Raw genomic sequence first — 16816 nt, 5'->3', positions numbered from 1 at the left:
GTGGGGCAGGCGCCGTCAGTGTTCCGTACGCCTTTGTACGGGACGTCTTGTGCGGTGCGGTCAGACCATCAGCGCGCGGTCCGTGGGACGGATCGGCGCCGGCAGCTCGCTCGCGCCCGTGAGAGCCCGGTCCACTCCGCGCGCCGCCGAACGGCCCTCGGCGATGGCCCAGACGATGAGCGACTGGCCGCGGCCGGCGTCACCGGCGACGAACACGCCCGGCACGTTGGTCTGGAAGTCGGCGTCGCGGGCGATGTTGCCGCGTTCGTCGAGCTCCAGGCCGAACTGCTCGACCAGGCCGTTCTCCCGGTCGGTGCCGGTGAAGCCCATGGCGAGGGTCACCAGCTGCGCGGGGATCTTGCGCTCGGAGCCCGGCTTCGGGGTCAGCTTGCCGTCGATGAACTCCACCTCGGTGAGGTGCAGCCACTGGACGTTGCCGTCCTCGTCGCCCTCGAAGTGGGTCGTCGAGACCGAGTAGACCCGCTCGCCGCCCTCCTCGTGCGCCGAGGTGACCTTGTACAGCATGGGGAAGGTCGGCCAGGGCTGGTTCGTCGGGTGCCGGTCCTCGCCCGGGCGGGGCATGATCTCCAGCTGCGTGACGGAGGCCGCGCCCTGGCGGTGGGCGGTGCCCACGCAGTCCGCGCCGGTGTCGCCGCCGCCGATGACCACGACGTGCTTGCCCTCGGCCGACAGCGGAGTGGTGACGTAGTCGCCCTCCTGGACCTTGTTGGCCAGCGGCAGGTACTCCATGGCCTGGTAGATGCCCTTGAGCTCGCGGCCGGGCACCGGCAGGTCACGGGCCGTGGTGGCGCCGACGGCCAGGACGACCGCGTCGTAGCGCTTCTTCAGGTCCGTGGCCTTGAGGTCGCGGCCGATCTCGATGCCCGTGCGGAAGCGGGTGCCCTCCGCGCGCATCTGCTCGATACGGCGGTTGATGTGCCGCTTCTCCATCTTGAACTCGGGGATGCCGTAGCGGAGGAGGCCTCCGATGCGGTCCGCGCGCTCGTAGACGGCGACGGTGTGGCCGGCGCGGGTCAGCTGCTGGGCGGCGGCGAGACCCGCCGGGCCCGAGCCGATGACGGCGACGGTCTTGCCGGACAGGCGCTCGGGGATCTGCGGGGCGACGTCCCCGGTCTCCCACGCCTTGTCGATGATCGAGACCTCGACGTTCTTGATGGTGACCGGCGGCTGGTTGATGCCGAGCACACACGCCGACTCACAGGGAGCGGGGCACAAGCGGCCCGTGAACTCCGGGAAGTTGTTCGTCGCGTGCAGACGCTCCGAAGCCGCCGCCCAGTCCTCGCGGTAGGCGTAGTCGTTCCACTCGGGGATCAGGTTCCCCAGCGGACAGCCGTTGTGGCAGAACGGGATGCCGCAGTCCATGCAGCGGCTGGCCTGCTTGCTGATGATGGGCAGCAGGGAGCCGGGGACGTAGACCTCGTTCCAGTCCTTGACGCGCTCCTCGACGGGGCGGGACTTGGCGAGCTCGCGCCCGTGGTTCAGGAAGCCCTTCGGGTCAGCCATTGATCGCCGCCTCCATCATCTTCTCGTGGGTCTCGGTCTCGGAGAGACCGGCTCGCTCGGCGGCGTCCTTGGCGGCGAGCACTGCCTTGTACGTGCTGGGGATGATCCTGCTGAAGCGCTCGACGGCGGCGTCCCACTCGCCCAGGAGCTTCTCGGCGACGGTCGAGCCGGTCTCCTCCTGGTGGCGGCGGACCACGTCGTGCAGCCACTGCTTGTCGGTGTCGTCCAGCGGCTCGACGGCGTCCAGGTTGCCGACGTTGACGTTGTCGCGGTCCAAGTCGATCACGTACGCGATACCGCCGGACATGCCGGCCGCGAAGTTGCGGCCGGTCTCGCCGAGCACCACCGCGTGACCGCCGGTCATGTACTCGCAGCCGTGGTCGCCCACGCCCTCGGAGACGACCGTCGCGCCGGAGTTGCGGACGCAGAACCGCTCGCCGACCTTGCCGCGCAGGAACATCTCGCCGCCGGTGGCGCCGTAGCCGATGGTGTTGCCGGCGATGACGCTGTACTCGGCGAGGTGGTCGGCCGCGCGGTCCGGGCGGACGACGATCCGGCCGCCGGACAGGCCCTTGCCGACGTAGTCGTTTGCGTCGCCCTCCAGGCGCAGGGTGACACCGCTGGGCACGAAGGCGCCGAAGGACTGGCCCGCGGAGCCGGTGAAGGTGATGTCGATGGTGTCGTCGGGCAGGCCCGCGCCACCGAACTTCTTCGTCACCTCGTGGCCGAGCATGGTGCCGACCGTGCGGTTGATGTTGCGGATCTGCACCTGGGCGCGCACCGGCTGGGCGTCGGTGGCGCCGGAAGCGGCGAGCGCGTCCGAGGCCAGCTTGATCAGCTGGTTGTCGAGCGCCTTCTCCAGGCCGTGGTCCTGGGCGATCAGCTGGTGGCGGACCGCGCCCTCGGGCAGCTCGGGCACGTGGAACAGCGGCTCCAGGTCCAGGCCCTGTGCCTTCCAGTGGTCGACCGCGCGGGTCACGTCGAGCGTCTCGGCGTGGCCGACGGCCTCCTCGATGGAGCGGAAGCCCAGCTCGGCGAGGATCTCGCGGACCTCTTCGGCGATGTACTGGAAGAAGTTCACGACGTACTCGGCCTTGCCGGAGTAGCGCTCGCGCAGGACCGGGTTCTGCGTGGCGATGCCGACCGGGCAGGTGTCGAGGTGGCAGACGCGCATCATGACGCAGCCGGAGACGACGAGCGGCGCGGTCGCGAAACCGAACTCCTCGGCGCCGAGCAGCGCGGCGATGACCACGTCACGGCCGGTCTTCAGCTGGCCGTCGGTCTGGACGACGATGCGGTCGCGCAGACCGTTGAGCAGCAGGGTCTGCTGGGTCTCGGCGAGACCCAGCTCCCAGGGGCCGCCGGCGTGCTTCAGCGAGGTGAGCGGCGAGGCGCCCGTGCCGCCGTCGTGGCCGGAGATGAGGACGACGTCCGCGTGCGCCTTGGAGACACCGGCCGCGACCGTGCCGACGCCGACCTCGGAGACCAGCTTGACGTGAATCCGCGCCTGCGGGTTCGCGTTCTTCAGGTCGTGGATCAGCTGGGCCAGGTCCTCGATGGAGTAGATGTCGTGGTGCGGCGGCGGGGAGATGAGGCCGACGCCCGGGGTCGAGTGACGGGTCTTGGCGACCCACGGGTAGACCTTGTGGCCGGGCAGCTGGCCGCCCTCGCCGGGCTTGGCACCTTGGGCCATCTTGATCTGGATGTCGTCGGAGTTGACCAGGTACTCGGAGGTCACACCGAAGCGGCCGGAGGCGACCTGCTTGATGGACGACCGGCGGGCCGGGTCGTAGAGACGCTCCGGGTCCTCGCCGCCCTCACCGGTGTTGGACTTGCCGCCCAGCTGGTTCATGGCGATGGCGAGGGTCTCGTGCGCCTCCTGGGAGATGGAGCCGTACGACATGGCGCCGGTCGAGAAGCGCTTGACGATCTCGGAGACCGGCTCGACCTCGTCGATGGAGATCGGCTGCCGGTCCGACTTGAAGCCGAACAGGCCGCGCAGCGTCATCAGGCGCTCGGACTGCTCGTTCACGCGCTCGGTGTACTTCTTGAAGATGTCGTACCGGCCGGAGCGCGTGGAGTGCTGGAGGCGGAAGACCGTCTCCGGGTCGAACAGGTGCGGCTCGCCCTCGCGGCGCCACTGGTACTCGCCGCCTATCTCCAGGGCGCGGTGCGCCGGGGCGATGCCGGAGGCCGGGTAGGCCTTGGCGTGCCGGGCGGCGACCTCCTTGGCGACGACGTCGATGCCGACACCGCCGATCTTGGTGGCCGTGCCGTTGAAGTACTTCTCGACGAAGGCGTCGTCGAGACCGACGGCCTCGAAGACCTGGGCCCCGCGGTAGGAGGCGACGGTGGAGATGCCCATCTTGGACATGACCTTCAGCACGCCCTTGCCGAGGGCGTAGATGAGGTTGCGGATGGCCTTCTCGGGCTCGATGCCGGGGAGGAACGTCCCCGCGCGGACCAGGTCCTCGACGGACTCCATCGCCAGGTACGGGTTGACGGCGGCGGCGCCGTAGCCGATGAGCAGGGCGACGTGGTGGACCTCGCGGACGTCACCGGCCTCGACCAGCAGGCCCACCTGGGTGCGCTGCTTGGTGCGGATGAGGTGGTGGTGGACGGCCGCGGTGAGCAGCAGCGAGGGGATCGGCGCGTGCTCGGCGTCGGAGTGGCGGTCCGACAGGACGATCAGGCGGGCGCCGTTGTCGATGGCGGCGTCGGCCTCGGCGCAGATCTCCTCGATGCGCGCGGCCAGCGCGTCACCGCCGCCGTGCACCCGGTACAGGCCGGAGAGCGTCGCGGCCTTGAAGCCGGGCATGTCGCCGTCGGCGTTGATGTGGATGAGCTTGGCCAGCTCGTCGTTGTCGATGACCGGGAAGGGCAGCAGGACGCTGCGGCAGGAGGCCGCGCTCGGGTCGAGCAGGTTGCCCTGCGGGCCCAGCGAGGAGCGCAGGGAGGTGACCAGTTCCTCGCGGATGGCGTCCAGCGGCGGGTTGGTGACCTGCGCGAACAGCTGGGTGAAGTAGTCGAAGAGCAGGCGCGGGCGGTCCGACAGCGCGGCGATGGGCGAGTCGGTGCCCATCGAGCCGATCGGCTCGGCACCCGCCTTGGCCATCGGCGCGAGGAGGACGCGCAGCTCCTCCTCGGTGTAGCCGAAGGTCTGCTGGCGGCGGGTGACCGAGGCGTGCGTGTGCACGATGTGCTCGCGCTCGGGCAGGTCCTCGAGCTCGATCTCGCCGGCCTCGAGCCACTCCGCGTAGGGGTTCTCGGCGGCGAGCTCGGCCTTGATCTCGTCGTCCTCGATGATGCGGTGCTCGGCGGTGTCGACGAGGAACATGCGGCCGGGCTGGAGGCGGCCCTTGCGGACGACCTTGGACGGGTCGATGTCCAGGACGCCGACCTCGGAGCCGAGGACGACGAGGCCGTCGTCGGTGACCCAGTAGCGGCCGGGGCGCAGGCCGTTGCGGTCGAGGACCGCGCCGACCTGGGTGCCGTCGGTGAAGGTGACACAGGCCGGGCCGTCCCAGGGCTCCATCATCGTGGAGTGGAACTGGTAGAAGGCGCGCCGGGCCGGGTCCATGGAGTCGTGGTTCTCCCACGCCTCCGGGATCATCATCAGCACGGAGTGCGGCAGGGAACGGCCGCCCAGGTGCAGGAGTTCGAGGACCTCGTCGAAGGACGCGGAGTCGGAGGCGTCCGGCGTACAGACCGGGAAGATCCGGTCGATGGCCTTGTCGTCGGAGCCGAACAGGTCCGAGACGAGCTGCGACTCGCGGGCCACCATCCAGTTGCGGTTGCCCTTGACGGTGTTGATCTCACCGTTGTGCGCGACGAACCGGTAGGGGTGGGCCAGCGGCCACGACGGGAAGGTGTTGGTCGAGAACCGGGAGTGCACGAGCGCGATCGCGGAGGCGAAGCGGCGGTCGGACAGGTCCGGGAAGAAGGGCTCCAGCTGGCCGGTGGTCAGCATGCCCTTGTAGACGATGGTCCGCGCCGACAGCGACGGGAAGTAGACGCCGGCCTCGCGCTCGGCGCGCTTGCGCAGCACGAAGGCCTTGCGGTCGAGGGCGATGCCCTCCGAAACGCCGTCGCTGACGAAGATCTGGCGGAAGACCGGCATGGTCGACCGGGCGGTGGCGCCCAGCAGCTGGGGCGCGACCGGCACCTCGCGCCAGCCGAGGACGGTCAGGCCCTCGTCGGCCGCGATCGTCTCGATCTGCGAGACGGCGTCGGCGGTGGAGTCCTCCGGCAGGAAGGCGATGCCGACGGCGTAGGAACCGGCGTCGGGGAGTTCGAATGCGGCCACGTCGCGGAAGAAGGCGTCCGGGACCTGCGAGAGGATGCCGGCGCCGTCGCCGGAGTCGGGCTCGGAGCCGGTGGCGCCGCGGTGTTCGAGGTTGCGCAGGACGGTCAGAGCCTGCTCGACCAGGGTGTGGGACGCCTCGCCGGTGAGGGTGGCGACGAAGCCGACGCCGCAGGCGTCGTGCTCGTTGCGGGGGTCGTACATACCCTGCGCAGCAGGGCGAGCATCCATGAACGACCAGTTCTGGCCATTCGCGGAATGCTGGGACGGCTGGCGCGGCGTACGCATCGGCTCTCCCGTCGTCGTCAAGTGGCATTGCAAGTGCCGAGGGACGACGTTGGCCCTCGCGTGATCGCAAAATTTCGTGCAGGTTACATGATGGAGCGGTTCTCGGGAACCGGGATAATCCGTTCCAGCATGCGGACACTGCGGGTTCGCGGCGGGGGTACCGCACCAGCAGTGGAAGCTGTGGAGGGGCCGCACGAAACGATCGGGTCAGATCGGTCTGCGTCGGCCCGAGGAGCGGGGCAGGCGTCTTCGCCCGACCCGCTGGGGTGCGCGGCGAGCGTCGTTGCCCGCAGCGCTTACGGCTCATGCCCGGTGGTCGCACATCCGAAACCAACCAGTAACGACTACTTATGCAGTCCCTTGCATAAGTCCGAGCCGCGCTATCCTACGGCCGTTCCGAACACGGTGCCCAGGGCGTACGTCACACCGGCCGCCGCGCCTCCCAGGAACAGCTGCCGCAGCCCGCTGTACCACCAGGTACGTGCCGTCACCCTGGCCACCAACGCGCCGCAGAGGAAGAGCCCGAGCAGCGCCAGCAGCACGGCCGGCCACATGCTGCTGGCCCCCAGCAGATAGGGCGCGACGGGAATCAGCGCGCCGAGCGCGAAGGAGCCGAAGCTGGACACCGCGGCCACGGTGGGCGAGGGCAGGTCGCCGGGGTCGATGCCCAGCTCCTCCCGGGCATGGATCTCCAGGGCCTGCTCGGGATCCTTCGACAGCTGCCGGGCCACCTCCTGGGCCAGCCGCGGCTCGACCCCCCTCGACTCGTAGAGCGCGGCGAGCTCGGCCTCCTCGTCCTTGGGGTGCTTGCGCAGCTGGCGGCGCTCCACGTCCAGCTCGGCCTCGACGAGCTCGCGCTGCGAGGCGACGGAGGTGTATTCGCCGGCGGCCATGGAGAAGGCGCCGGCGGCCAGGCCCGCGAGTCCGCTGAGGACGACGGTGTGCTGGCCGACCGCCCCGCCCGCGACACCGGTCATCAGGGCGAGGTTGGAGACGAGGCCGTCCATCGCACCGAACACCGCGGGACGCAGCCAGCCGCCGTTCACGTCCCGGTGCGTGTGGTTGTCCCGGTGCGCCTCGTGCAGCGTCGCCTCGGTCTCGATGATGGCCATGAAAAGAACCCCACTCCCCGTCCACGGACTGTCTTTGGACACGTTCCAGACTTTTACAACACCAAAACTACGCCCCGAATTCCGTCCCCGCCAGCAAGGAAAGGCTGCGCTAACCTGCGGCTTTACCCTTTTCCGCTCACTTGATCAATACTGCGCGCAGATGTCGACCGGGTGATGCTGGGGCTCGTGAGGCTCGGCGGAGTCACCGGAGTGGGACACATCCCCCATGGCATCGATCGGGCTCCGGGCACGGGCACGGGGCGCACTGCTGGGCCTGGCCGTCGGGGACGCGCTCGGGGCCCCGGCCGAGAACATGAAGCCCTCCGAGATCCGCGCCCGGTGGGGCCGGATCACCGGGTACGTCGCCGAGCACCCGGCGGGCACGGACGACACCGAGTACGCGATCTTCTCCGGCCTGCTGCTGGCCCGGCACGGCTCCGCACTCACCCCGGGCCATGTGGAAGCGGCCTGGCACGAGTGGATCGCCGACCGAGACGAGGGCCCCTTCCGGGGTGCCGGGTTCAGCGAACGCGGCACCCTGGAGAACCTCCGCCGGGGCCTGGCCGCCCCGATCTCCGCCCAGCACCGGCACGCCTGGAGCGACGGCCTGGCCATGCGCGCGGCCCCCTTCGGGGTGTTCGCGGCGGGCCGCCCGGCGGAGGCGGCGCGGCTGGTCGCGATCGACGGCTCCGTGAGCCATGACGGCGAGGGCATCCACGGCGGCCGGGCGGTGGCCGCGGGCGTCGCGGCGGCGATGGCGGGCGCGCCGTCGGACGCGGTGGTGGCAGCGGCCCTCGCGGTCGTCCCCGACGACTCCTGGACGGCCCGCAGCCTGCGCCGCGCGGTGGCCGTCGCCCACCGCGGCGAACGCGCGGTCCGCTCCGCTGTCGTCATCGGCGGCTACCCCTGGACCGACCTGGCCCCCGAGGCGGTCGCCCTCGCCTTCGGCGCGTACGCGGCGGCCGACGGCGACTTCGAGCAGTCGGTCCTGACCGCGGTGAACATGGGCCGCGACGCGGACACGACGGCGGCGGTGGCGGGGGCACTGGCAGGCGCGACGCGAGGCGTGTCGGCGATCCCGCAGGCCTGGGCGACCCCCATCGGCCCGGTCCACGGCAGATGCCTCCCGGCCATGGCCGGCTACCACGTCCTGGACGTGGCGGACCTGCTGACACCGGCGGACCCCGGCGAGGGGCCCTGCCCGAGCGACTTCGCCCTGGCAGCGGGCGACGGATCGGAGACCCCTGCATGACGACGCACACACGGGCAGCCACCGACGGCGACAGCGCCCCACGGGAGACCAGGACCCCTCGGGTGACGGTTACGGGCGGTGCGCGGGCGGGAGACAAACGGGCCGAGGGCGAAGCCGAGGCGGCCAGAAAGGTCGAAGGCCTGCTGCTCGGACTGGCCGCCGGCGACGCCGCCGGCTGGCCCGCAGCCCGGCACAGAGCCGCCCGCATGCCCGACTGGACCCGCCGCCTCACCCGCGAACTGGACACCTTCGCCGAACACAACGCCACCACCACCCTCCCCGTCCCCATCGCCCTGAACCAGCCCCCCGAGCCCCTCCGCCTCGGCCCCTCCGACGACGCCGAATGGGCGGCCTTCGCCGCGGAAGCCCTCCTGCGCGCAGGCGACGACACCGTCCTGAACGACCTCAGCCGCGAACGCCGCACCCGAGCCGCCATCGACCTCACCTGGAACGCCCTCGCCGCCGAGGTCGCCGCCGCGGCGGACCGCGCCCCCGAGATCGAATCCGCCGTCCTGCCCCTGCGCGCCCGTATCTCCGTCCGCGCCGGCCTCGGCAACCTCGCCACCGGCCTGCGCCCGCCCGCCACCGGCCACGACAACCCGCACTACTTCGACGACGCCGCCTGCGTACGCGCCTGCGTCCTGGCCGTGGCCCACCCCGGCGACCCCCGGCGCGCCGCCGACCTCGCGGAGTTCGACGCCCGCTACACCCAGGACGACGACGGCGTCCACGGCGCCCGCGCGATGGCGGCCGCGCTCGCCCTCGCCCTGGCCGGCGCGGACGTCGACGCCTGCGTCACCGCGGCTCTCGCCGAACTCCCCGAGGAGACGGAGATCGGCCGCAACGCCCGGCACGCCCTGCGGCTCGCCGCCGCCGCGGACAGCGCCTTCGCCCTGGTCCCACCCCTGGAGCACCAGATCGTCGACCACGTCTACAGCTACGGCATCGCCGCCGCCGAGACCGTCCCGGTCGCCCTCGCCCTGGCCGTCGCCGCCCGCGGCCGCATCGCGGAGGCGATCCCCGCGGCGGCCTGCCTGTCCCGCGTCGCGGACTCAGCCCCGGCCCTGGCGGGCGCCCTCACCGGCGCGCTGGGCGGCGGCGCGTCCGTCCCCGAGTCCTGGAGGGAGACCTGCCGCACCCTCTCCGGCTGCGTCCTGCCCCGCCTCACCGGCACGGACCTCGTCGAACTCGCCGAACTCCTGGAAGCCGTACAACCGGCCCGTCCGGGTGGATGATGCGGCCATGCAGCCCAAAACCCATCAAAACGCCCCTCTGGACGAGCGCATCACCGGAGCCCTGGTCGGGGCGGCGGTCGGTGACGCTCTCGGCGGCCCCGTCGAGGGCTACTCGCCCGAGCAGATCCTCGAACGCCACGGCGGCCGCGTCCACGGCGTCGTCGGCCCCTGGCACGGCGACGACTGGCGCACCGCCCGCCCCCTCGCCCCGTACCACAAGGGCGACGGCCACGTCACCGACGACACCTTGATGACCCACGCCCTGGTCCGCGTCTACGCCCGGGTCCGCGACCACCTCGACGCCTACGCGATCGCCGACCACCTGGTCCCGGACCTGATGACGGAGCCCCGCTGGATCCCGGAACTGGAGACCGAGGCACTCCCCCTCCAGCGGATCTTCCTGGCGGAGAAGTGGCTGGTGACCAGGATCCACTACGGCCACGCCGACCCGCGCGAGGCCGGCACCGGCAACATCGTCAACTGCGGGGCGGCGATGTACATGGCCCCGGTCGGACTGGTCAACGCGGCCGACCCGCGTGCGGCCTACGCCGAGGCCCTCGACATCGCCGGCGCACACCAGTCGTCGTACGGCCGTGAGGCGGCGGGCGTCCTGGCCGCGGCCGTGGCGGCGGCGTGCACGCCCGGCGCGACCCCGGACTCGGTCGTCTCCGCGTGCCTCTCCCTCGCGAAGGACGGCACCCGGGCCGCGATCGAGCGCGTCTGCGAGGAGGCCTCCCGCCACACGGACTTCGAGTCGGCACTGCGGCCGCTGCGCGAGGCGGTGGCCCCCTACGACACGGTGGGCGCCGACTACCGCGCCCCGTCACTCGGCGCCCGCCGCCCGTCCCGCCTGCACGCGATCGAGGAACTGCCCATCGCGCTGGGCATGCTGCTGGTGGCACGCGGCGACTACCGCCACGCGGTCCTCGGCGCGGTGAACTACGGCCGCGACTGCGACTCCATCGCCACGATGGCCGGCGCCCTGGCGGGTGCCCTGGGCTCACCGGTCCCGGAGGACTGGGCCAAGACGGTCGCGGAGGCGAGCCGACTGGACCTCTGGGAACCGGCGGCCACCCTCACGGCCGTGACCCGCGAGATCTTCACCCGGGACCTGTCCCGCCGCCGTGCCCACGAGCAGGCCTTCGCGTCCCTCGGAGGCCGGGAATGCTCCGACTGACCTGGGTCCAGCCGGAGGACCTGATCGGCCACGAACTCCGCCAGGCGGCCCTGGACGGACGCGAGCCGAGAGCGGTCGCGGCCCGCTGGCGAGCGGCGGGCGGCCCGGACGCCCCGGCCACCGCGGGCGCGTCCCCCACCCCCGCGTCCCGCTACCTGCGCCGGCTGGCCGCAGACCTCCTGGACGAACTGGCGGACCTTCCCAGCACCTTGTCCGACGACGAACCCACGGACCTGGAGAGCATCAGGTCCGCATGCCCCGACTGGCCCGAGCCCGTGGGCACCCCGGCCACCACGCCGCACCACCTTGAAGCCGCCTGGCTCGGCCGCGCCGCCGGCTGCCTCCTGGGCAAGCCGGTCGAGAAGCTCCCCCTCGACGCCATCCGCGAACTCGCCCGCTCCACCGGCAACTGGCCGCTCACCACCTACTTCACCGCCCGGGGCGTCCCGGCGGAACTCCTCGAACGGCATCCCTGGAACCGCCGCTCGGCAGCCACCTCCCTCGCCGAGAACATCGACGGCATGCCCGAGGACGACGACCTCGACTACCCCCTGCTCAACCTCGTCCTGCTCCAGCGGCACGGCAGGGCCTTCACCACCACGGACGTGGCCCGGACCTGGCTCGACGAACTCCCCGCCGGCCGCACCTTCACCGCGGAACGCGTCGCCTACCGCAACCTCCTGACCGGCCTGGAGCCCCCGCACACCGCCCGCCACCGCAACCCGTTCCGCGAATGGATCGGTGCCCTGATCCGCGCCGACGTCCACGGCTGGACCAACCCCGGCGACCCGGCCGCGGCGGCCGAGCAGGCCCACCGGGACGCCACCCTCACGCACACCGCCAACGGCGTCTACGCCGCGATGTTCACGGCGGCCACCATCGCGACGGCCGCGGCCGGCGACCACGACATCCACACCTGTGTGCGCACCGGCCTCACCGTCGTGCCCCCACGCTCCCGCCTCGCCCGGGCCGTCCGCGAAGCGGTCCGAATCGCGCACGAGCACGAGGACTTCGACACCGTCGTCGACGCGCTCCACGCCACCCACGCCGCCACCCAACACTGGGTGCACGCCGTCCCCAACACCGCTCTGATCGCCGCCGCCCTCACCCACGCGAACGGCGACTTCACCGGCTCCGTCTGCCGCGCGGTGAGCGGCGGCTGGGACACCGACTCAAACGGTGCGACGGCCGGCAGCATCACCGGACTGCTCGCCGGACACCCCGCGGCGCTCCCCGACCGCTGGACGGCCCCCCTGAAGAACCGGCTGGCCACATCCATCGGCGACTTCAACGGCATCGGCTTCGACACCCTCGCCCACCTCACGCACCGGGAGACCCGCCGCCCATGACCGCGTCCACGACCGCGCCCCTCACCGGCCTCCGCGTCCTCGACCTCGCCACCCTCTTCGCCGGCCCGATGGCCGCCACCCTGCTGGGCGACTTCGGAGCCGAGGTCGTCAAGATCGAGCATCCGAGGAAGCCGGACCCCTCCCGCGGCCACGGACCGTCCAAGGACGGCGTGGGCCTGTGGTGGAAGATGCTCGGCCGCAACAAGCGGACCATGACCCTCGACCTGTCGAAGCCCGGCGGCCGCGCCACCCTCCTGCGCCTGGCCGCCCGCACCGACGTGATCATCGAGAACTTCCGCCCCGGCACCCTGGAGAAGTGGGACCTCGGCTGGCCGGAGCTGTCGGCGGCCAACCCCCGCCTGGTCCTGGCCCGCGTCACCGGCTTCGGCCAGTTCGGCCCCTACGCCCACCGGCCCGGCTTCGGCACCCTGGCCGAGGCGATGAGCGGCTTCGCCGCGATCACCGGCGAACCGGACGCGCCCCCGACCCTCCCGCCGTTCGGCCTGGCCGACTCCATCGCGGGCCTGACGACGGCGTACGCCGTGCTGACCGCGCTCGCCGCCCGCGAGCGCACCGGCGAGGGCCAGGTCGTCGACACGGCCCTGATCGAGCCGATCCTGGCCGCCCTCGGCCCCCAGCCCCTCTGGTACGACCAGCTCGGGCACGTCCAGCCCCGCACCGGCAACCGCTCCCCCAACAACGCCCCGCGGGGCGTCTACCGCACCGCGGACGGCACCTGGGTCGCCGTCTCGACCTCGGCCCAGTCGGTCGCGGAACGCGTGATGCACCTGGTCGGCCGCCCGGAACTGATCGACGAGCCCTGGTTCGCCACGGGCGCCGACCGCGCCCGCCACGCCGACGTCCTGGACGAGGCGGTCGGCGGCTGGATCGCCGCACACACCCGCACCGACGTCCTGGCCGCGTTCGAGAAGGCCGAGGCGGCGGTGGCCCCGGTCCAGGACATCCGGGACGTGATGGCGGACCCGCAGTACCAGGCCCTGGACACCATCACCACCGTCGACGACCCCGAACTCGGCCCGCTGCGCATGCAGAACGTCCTCTTCCGGCTCTCCGCCACGCCCGGCGCGATCCGCTGGGCCGGCCGCCCGCACGGCGCCGACACCGAGGAGGTCCTCACCGAACTGGGCCTGACCGCGGACGACCTCGCGGCGCTGCGCGCGGAGGGCGCCCTGTGACGGCGTACCCGCTCACCTGGCTCTACGCCCCGGGCGACCGCCCCCACGTGGTGGCGAAGGCCCTCACCAGCGGCGCCGACGTCGTCGTCATCGACCTGGAGGACGCGGTCCCCCCGGACCGCAAGGCCTACGCCCGCGCCGCCACCGCGGAGCTGCTCACGGACCGGCCCCCGGTGCCGGTCCACGTCCGCGTCAACGCGCCGGGCGGCTGGGGCGAGCAGGACATCGCCGCCCTCGTGGGAGCGCCGGGCCTGTCCGGCCTGCGGCTGCCCAAGGTGACCTCGGCAGCCGAGATCGTCCAGGTGGCCCGCCGCGCGGCCCGGACCGACCTGTACGCGCTCCTGGAGACGGCCCTCGGTGTGGAGCAGGCCTACGCCGTCGCCACCGCCCACCCCCGTCTGCGGGGCATCTCCCTCGGGGAGGCCGACCTCTGTGCCGACCTCGGCGTTCGCGACGGCACGGGCCTGGACTGGTCCCGCTCCCGGGTGGTCGTGGCCGCCCGCGCGGCGGGCCTGCCGCCACCGGCCCAGTCGGTCCACCCGGACATCCACGACCAGGAGGGCCTGGCCGCGTCCTGCGCGCACGGCCGCGCCCTGGGCTTTCTTGGCCGGGCCGCGATCCACCCCCGCCAGCTGCCGGTGATCGAGCGGGCCTATCTGCCCGGTGAGGAGGAGATCGAGCAGGCGGAAACGGTCCTCAAGGCGGCCGCAACCGAGCAGGGCGCCCAGGCCCTGCCGGACGGCCGCTTCATCGACGCGGCGATGGTCACGGCGGCCCGACGCACCCTGTCCATGACCCGCCACCACTGACGCACCGAGGGCGCCCGGGGAAAGTCCCGGGCGCCCTCGGTGCGTCACATGCGGCGGACCGTCAGGCCTTCTTCCCCGACCCGGCCTCGTTCCTGAAACCGTCCGCCTCGGCCTCGCCCGCGGGCTCGTCGTCCTCACCGGCGTCCTCGGCCCGGTCGGCCTTGCCCGCCGCATCGGCCGACTCGGCACTGTCGGTCTCGCCGCCGGAGGCATCCGCACCCGGCTCCACGACGTCCTCCCGGCCGGGCCGCTTCTTCGACGACAGCACCAGGTACGTCACCGCGAGCAGGAACACGAGGATCGCGGTCCAGACGTTCAGCCGGACACCCAGGATGTGGTGGGCGTCGTCGACGCGCATGTACTCGATCCATCCACGCCCCGCGCAGTACGCGGCGACGTACAGCGCGAACGCCCGGCCGTGTCCGAGCCGGAAGCGGCGGTCGGCCCAGATGACCAGGAGCGCCACACCGATGCACCACAGCGACTCGTACAGGAACGTCGGGTGGTAGGTGCCCGGCACCCGCCCGTCCGACGAGGAGGTGATCTCCAGGGCCCAGGGCAGATCGGTGGGCTTGCCGTACAGCTCCTGGTTGAACCAGTTGCCCCAGCGGCCGATCGCCTGGGCGAAGGCGATGCCCGGGGCGACGGCGTCGGCGTAGGCCGGCATCGGGATGCCGCGGCGACGGCAGCCGATCCATGCGCCCAGCGCACCCAGCGCGATCGCGCCCCAGATGCCGAGGCCGCCCTCCCAGATCTTGAAGGCGTCCACCCAGTCACGGCCCTCGCTGAAGTACAGCTCGTAGTCCGTGATCACGTGGTAGAGCCGGCCGCCGACCAGGCCGAACGGCACGGCCCAGACCGCGATGTCGGCCACCGTGCCGGCCCGCCCGCCCCGGGCGATCCAGCGCTTGTTGCCGAGCCAGACCGCGACGAAGACGCCGATGATGATGCAGAACGCGTAGCCGCGCAGCGGAATGGGGCCGAGGTACAGCACCCCGCGCGACGGGCTGGGAATGAAGGCAAGTTCCATGGCAAGGTCGACGCTACCGTGCCGCACCGGGCCCGCGGCAGGCGGCCCGGCTACGGGTCCATAACAGGGGCGTGAGAACGACCCTCACCCCTTGTTCGCCTCCTGCACCATCTGCTTCAGCTTGGCCGGCGTCATCGTCCGGTCCTGGTAGATGTTCTCGCCGTCGAACAGCACGGTCGGTGTGCCCGAGAAGCCGCCCTTGTTGAACGCCTGGTGGGACTTGGCGACCCAGCCGTTGTACGTGCCCTTCTCGACACAGGTGCGGAAGGCGGGGGTGTCCAGACCGTCGACCTTGCCGGCCAGCTCGATCAGCTTGGCGTTGTCCGCGTAGGCGTCGTCGACCTCCGAGGGCTGGTTGTCGAAGAGCACGTCGTGGTACGCGGGGAACTTCCCGGCGTCCTGGGCGCAGGCCGCCGCGTTGGCGGCGTTGCGGGAGCCGGTGCCGCGCATGTTGCCGTCGATCAGGGTGACCAGGTGGTACTCGACCTTCAGCTCGCCGGCGTCGGTCAGCTCGTGGATCACCGGCCGGTACGCCGTCTCGAAGGACTTGCACGCGGGGCAGCGGAAGTCCTCCCAGACCGTGAGCGTGGACTTGGCGCTGTCCTTGCCGACCGGGAGGGCCAGGCTGTCCTTGCCCTGGGCACCGGAGGGCGTCACCACCGGGCCCGAGGCCTCGCTGCCGTCGTCCTTGCCGGCGTTGGCCGCGACGACGCCGATCACCGCCGCGAGTCCCAGGACGGCGACGACGGCCCCGCCCACGATCAGCGCGCGCCGGCGCTTGTCCGCGGACTTCTGCTTCTCGCGCTCGACCGCCAGCTTCTCCCGGGCGGTGCGCTTTCCCTCATGGTTCTTCTCGCTCACACCCCGGAAACGAACCGGGGAGGCGCACCGCGCCTCCCCGGCCCCAGGTCCACCCGTACGAGGGACCTGTATGACTTCCTGGTTTCTTACGCCTGTCGGCGCACGCCCTTGGCGAGGTCGCCCGCGAGCGCGCGCACGGCTTCCAGGCCGGCCGCGTCGTCCGGGGCGTCCAGCATCGCCTTGACGAAGGCCGAGCCGACGATCACGCCGTCGGCGAAGCCGGCGACCTCGGCGGCCTGGGTGGCGTCGGAGACGCCGAGCCCGACGCAGACGGGCAGGTCGGCGCGCGTGGTCCGGGTGCGTTCCACCAAGCCCTGGGCCTGCGAGCTGACGGTTGCGCGGGTGCCGGTGACGCCCATGAGGGAGGCGGCGTAGACGAAGCCGCTGCCCGCCGCGGTGATCTGCGCGAGCCGCTCGTCCTGGCTGCTGGGCGCGACGACGAAGACGGTGGCGAGACCGTGCTTCTCGGCGTGCTCCCTCCACAGTGCCGACTCCTGCACGGGCAGGTCGGGCAGGATGCACCCGGCGCCGCCCGCCTCGGCGAGCTCGGCGGTGAACCGCTCGACGCCGTAGCGGTCGATGGGGCGCCGACCTCGGCCTTGGTGGCCGGGGTGAAGATCGGGGCGGGCAGTTCACTGCCGTCGGTCAGGCCTTCCGGCAGGGCGAGGCCGCAGACGGTG

11 protein-coding genes and 2 pseudogenes are annotated in these 16816 nt (G+C 72.2%); 6 read left to right on the top strand and 7 right to left on the bottom strand.

Features of this window, described 5'->3' with window-relative positions; genetic code table 11:
• Positions 1-60: 60 nt before the first annotated feature.
• From ABT116_RS01680 to ABT116_RS01670, 3 genes are all read right to left on the bottom strand, one after another.
• Complete coding sequence (locus tag ABT116_RS01680; RefSeq protein WP_351626300.1) at positions 61-1524, bottom strand: glutamate synthase subunit beta; 1464 nt, start codon at positions 1522-1524, stop codon at positions 61-63.
• The gene (gene gltB / locus ABT116_RS01675; RefSeq protein WP_351626297.1) at positions 1517-6115 is read right to left on the bottom strand and encodes a glutamate synthase large subunit; all 4599 of its coding nucleotides are present in this window, start codon (positions 6113-6115) and stop codon (positions 1517-1519) included. Before gltB ends, ABT116_RS01680 begins: the two co-directional genes overlap by 8 nt.
• A 380-nt stretch (positions 6116-6495) precedes the next feature.
• On the bottom strand, positions 6496-7227 hold the full coding sequence (locus tag ABT116_RS01670) for a VIT1/CCC1 transporter family protein (protein ID WP_351626294.1): 732 nt from the start codon (positions 7225-7227) through the stop codon (positions 6496-6498).
• Positions 7228-7453: 226 nt separating this feature from the next.
• On the opposite strand from ABT116_RS01670, the gene ABT116_RS01665 reads away from it, so the two are divergent.
• Genes ABT116_RS01665 through ABT116_RS01640 form a run of 6 tightly spaced genes read left to right on the top strand, consistent with a single transcriptional unit; the run spans position 7454 to position 14245 of the window.
• Positions 7454-8479, top strand: coding sequence for an ADP-ribosylglycohydrolase family protein (locus ABT116_RS01665; protein WP_351626293.1), 1026 nt, complete (start codon positions 7454-7456; stop codon positions 8477-8479).
• Positions 8476-9714 (top strand): ADP-ribosylglycohydrolase family protein, encoded by a 1239-nt coding sequence (locus tag ABT116_RS01660; RefSeq protein WP_351626291.1) that lies wholly within the window; start codon positions 8476-8478, stop codon positions 9712-9714. Before ABT116_RS01665 ends, ABT116_RS01660 begins: the two co-directional genes overlap by 4 nt.
• A gap of 7 nt (positions 9715-9721) precedes the next feature.
• Positions 9722-10891 (top strand): ADP-ribosylglycohydrolase family protein, encoded by a 1170-nt coding sequence (locus ABT116_RS01655; RefSeq protein ID WP_351626288.1) that lies wholly within the window; start codon positions 9722-9724, stop codon positions 10889-10891.
• Complete coding sequence (locus ABT116_RS01650; protein ID WP_351626286.1) at positions 10879-12240, top strand: ADP-ribosylglycohydrolase family protein; 1362 nt, start codon at positions 10879-10881, stop codon at positions 12238-12240. Before ABT116_RS01655 ends, ABT116_RS01650 begins: the two co-directional genes overlap by 13 nt.
• A complete protein-coding gene (locus ABT116_RS01645) occupies positions 12237-13436 on the top strand; it encodes a CaiB/BaiF CoA transferase family protein (RefSeq protein WP_351626284.1) in 1200 nt (399 codons plus the stop codon). Before ABT116_RS01650 ends, ABT116_RS01645 begins: the two co-directional genes overlap by 4 nt.
• Positions 13433-14245 (top strand): HpcH/HpaI aldolase/citrate lyase family protein, encoded by an 813-nt coding sequence (locus tag ABT116_RS01640; protein WP_351626282.1) that lies wholly within the window; start codon positions 13433-13435, stop codon positions 14243-14245. The genes ABT116_RS01645 and ABT116_RS01640 overlap by 4 nt, the downstream gene beginning before the upstream one ends.
• A gap of 61 nt (positions 14246-14306) precedes the next feature.
• On the opposite strand, the gene lgt is transcribed toward ABT116_RS01640, so the two are convergent.
• The 4 genes and pseudogenes from lgt to ABT116_RS01620 all read right to left on the bottom strand — a co-directional run.
• Positions 14307-15275, bottom strand: coding sequence for a prolipoprotein diacylglyceryl transferase (gene lgt / locus ABT116_RS01635; protein ID WP_351626279.1), 969 nt, complete (start codon positions 15273-15275; stop codon positions 14307-14309).
• A gap of 84 nt (positions 15276-15359) precedes the next feature.
• The gene (locus ABT116_RS01630; RefSeq protein ID WP_351626276.1) at positions 15360-16136 is read right to left on the bottom strand and encodes a DsbA family protein; all 777 of its coding nucleotides are present in this window, start codon (positions 16134-16136) and stop codon (positions 15360-15362) included.
• An 86-nt stretch (positions 16137-16222) separates the two neighbouring features.
• A pseudogene (trpA, locus tag ABT116_RS01625) lies at positions 16223-16720 on the bottom strand (tryptophan synthase subunit alpha); the annotation flags it as partial.
• 2 nt (positions 16721-16722) lie between these two features.
• A pseudogene (locus ABT116_RS01620) lies at positions 16723-16816 on the bottom strand (phosphoribosylaminoimidazolesuccinocarboxamide synthase); the annotation flags it as partial.

Origin of the sequence: Streptomyces sp. NPDC002130, assembly GCF_040296465.1 — a bacterium.
Classification (GTDB): domain Bacteria; phylum Actinomycetota; class Actinomycetes; order Streptomycetales; family Streptomycetaceae; genus Streptomyces.
The sequence above is the reverse complement of the archived record's forward strand: the minus strand, read 5'-3'. Positions and strand labels throughout refer to the sequence as shown.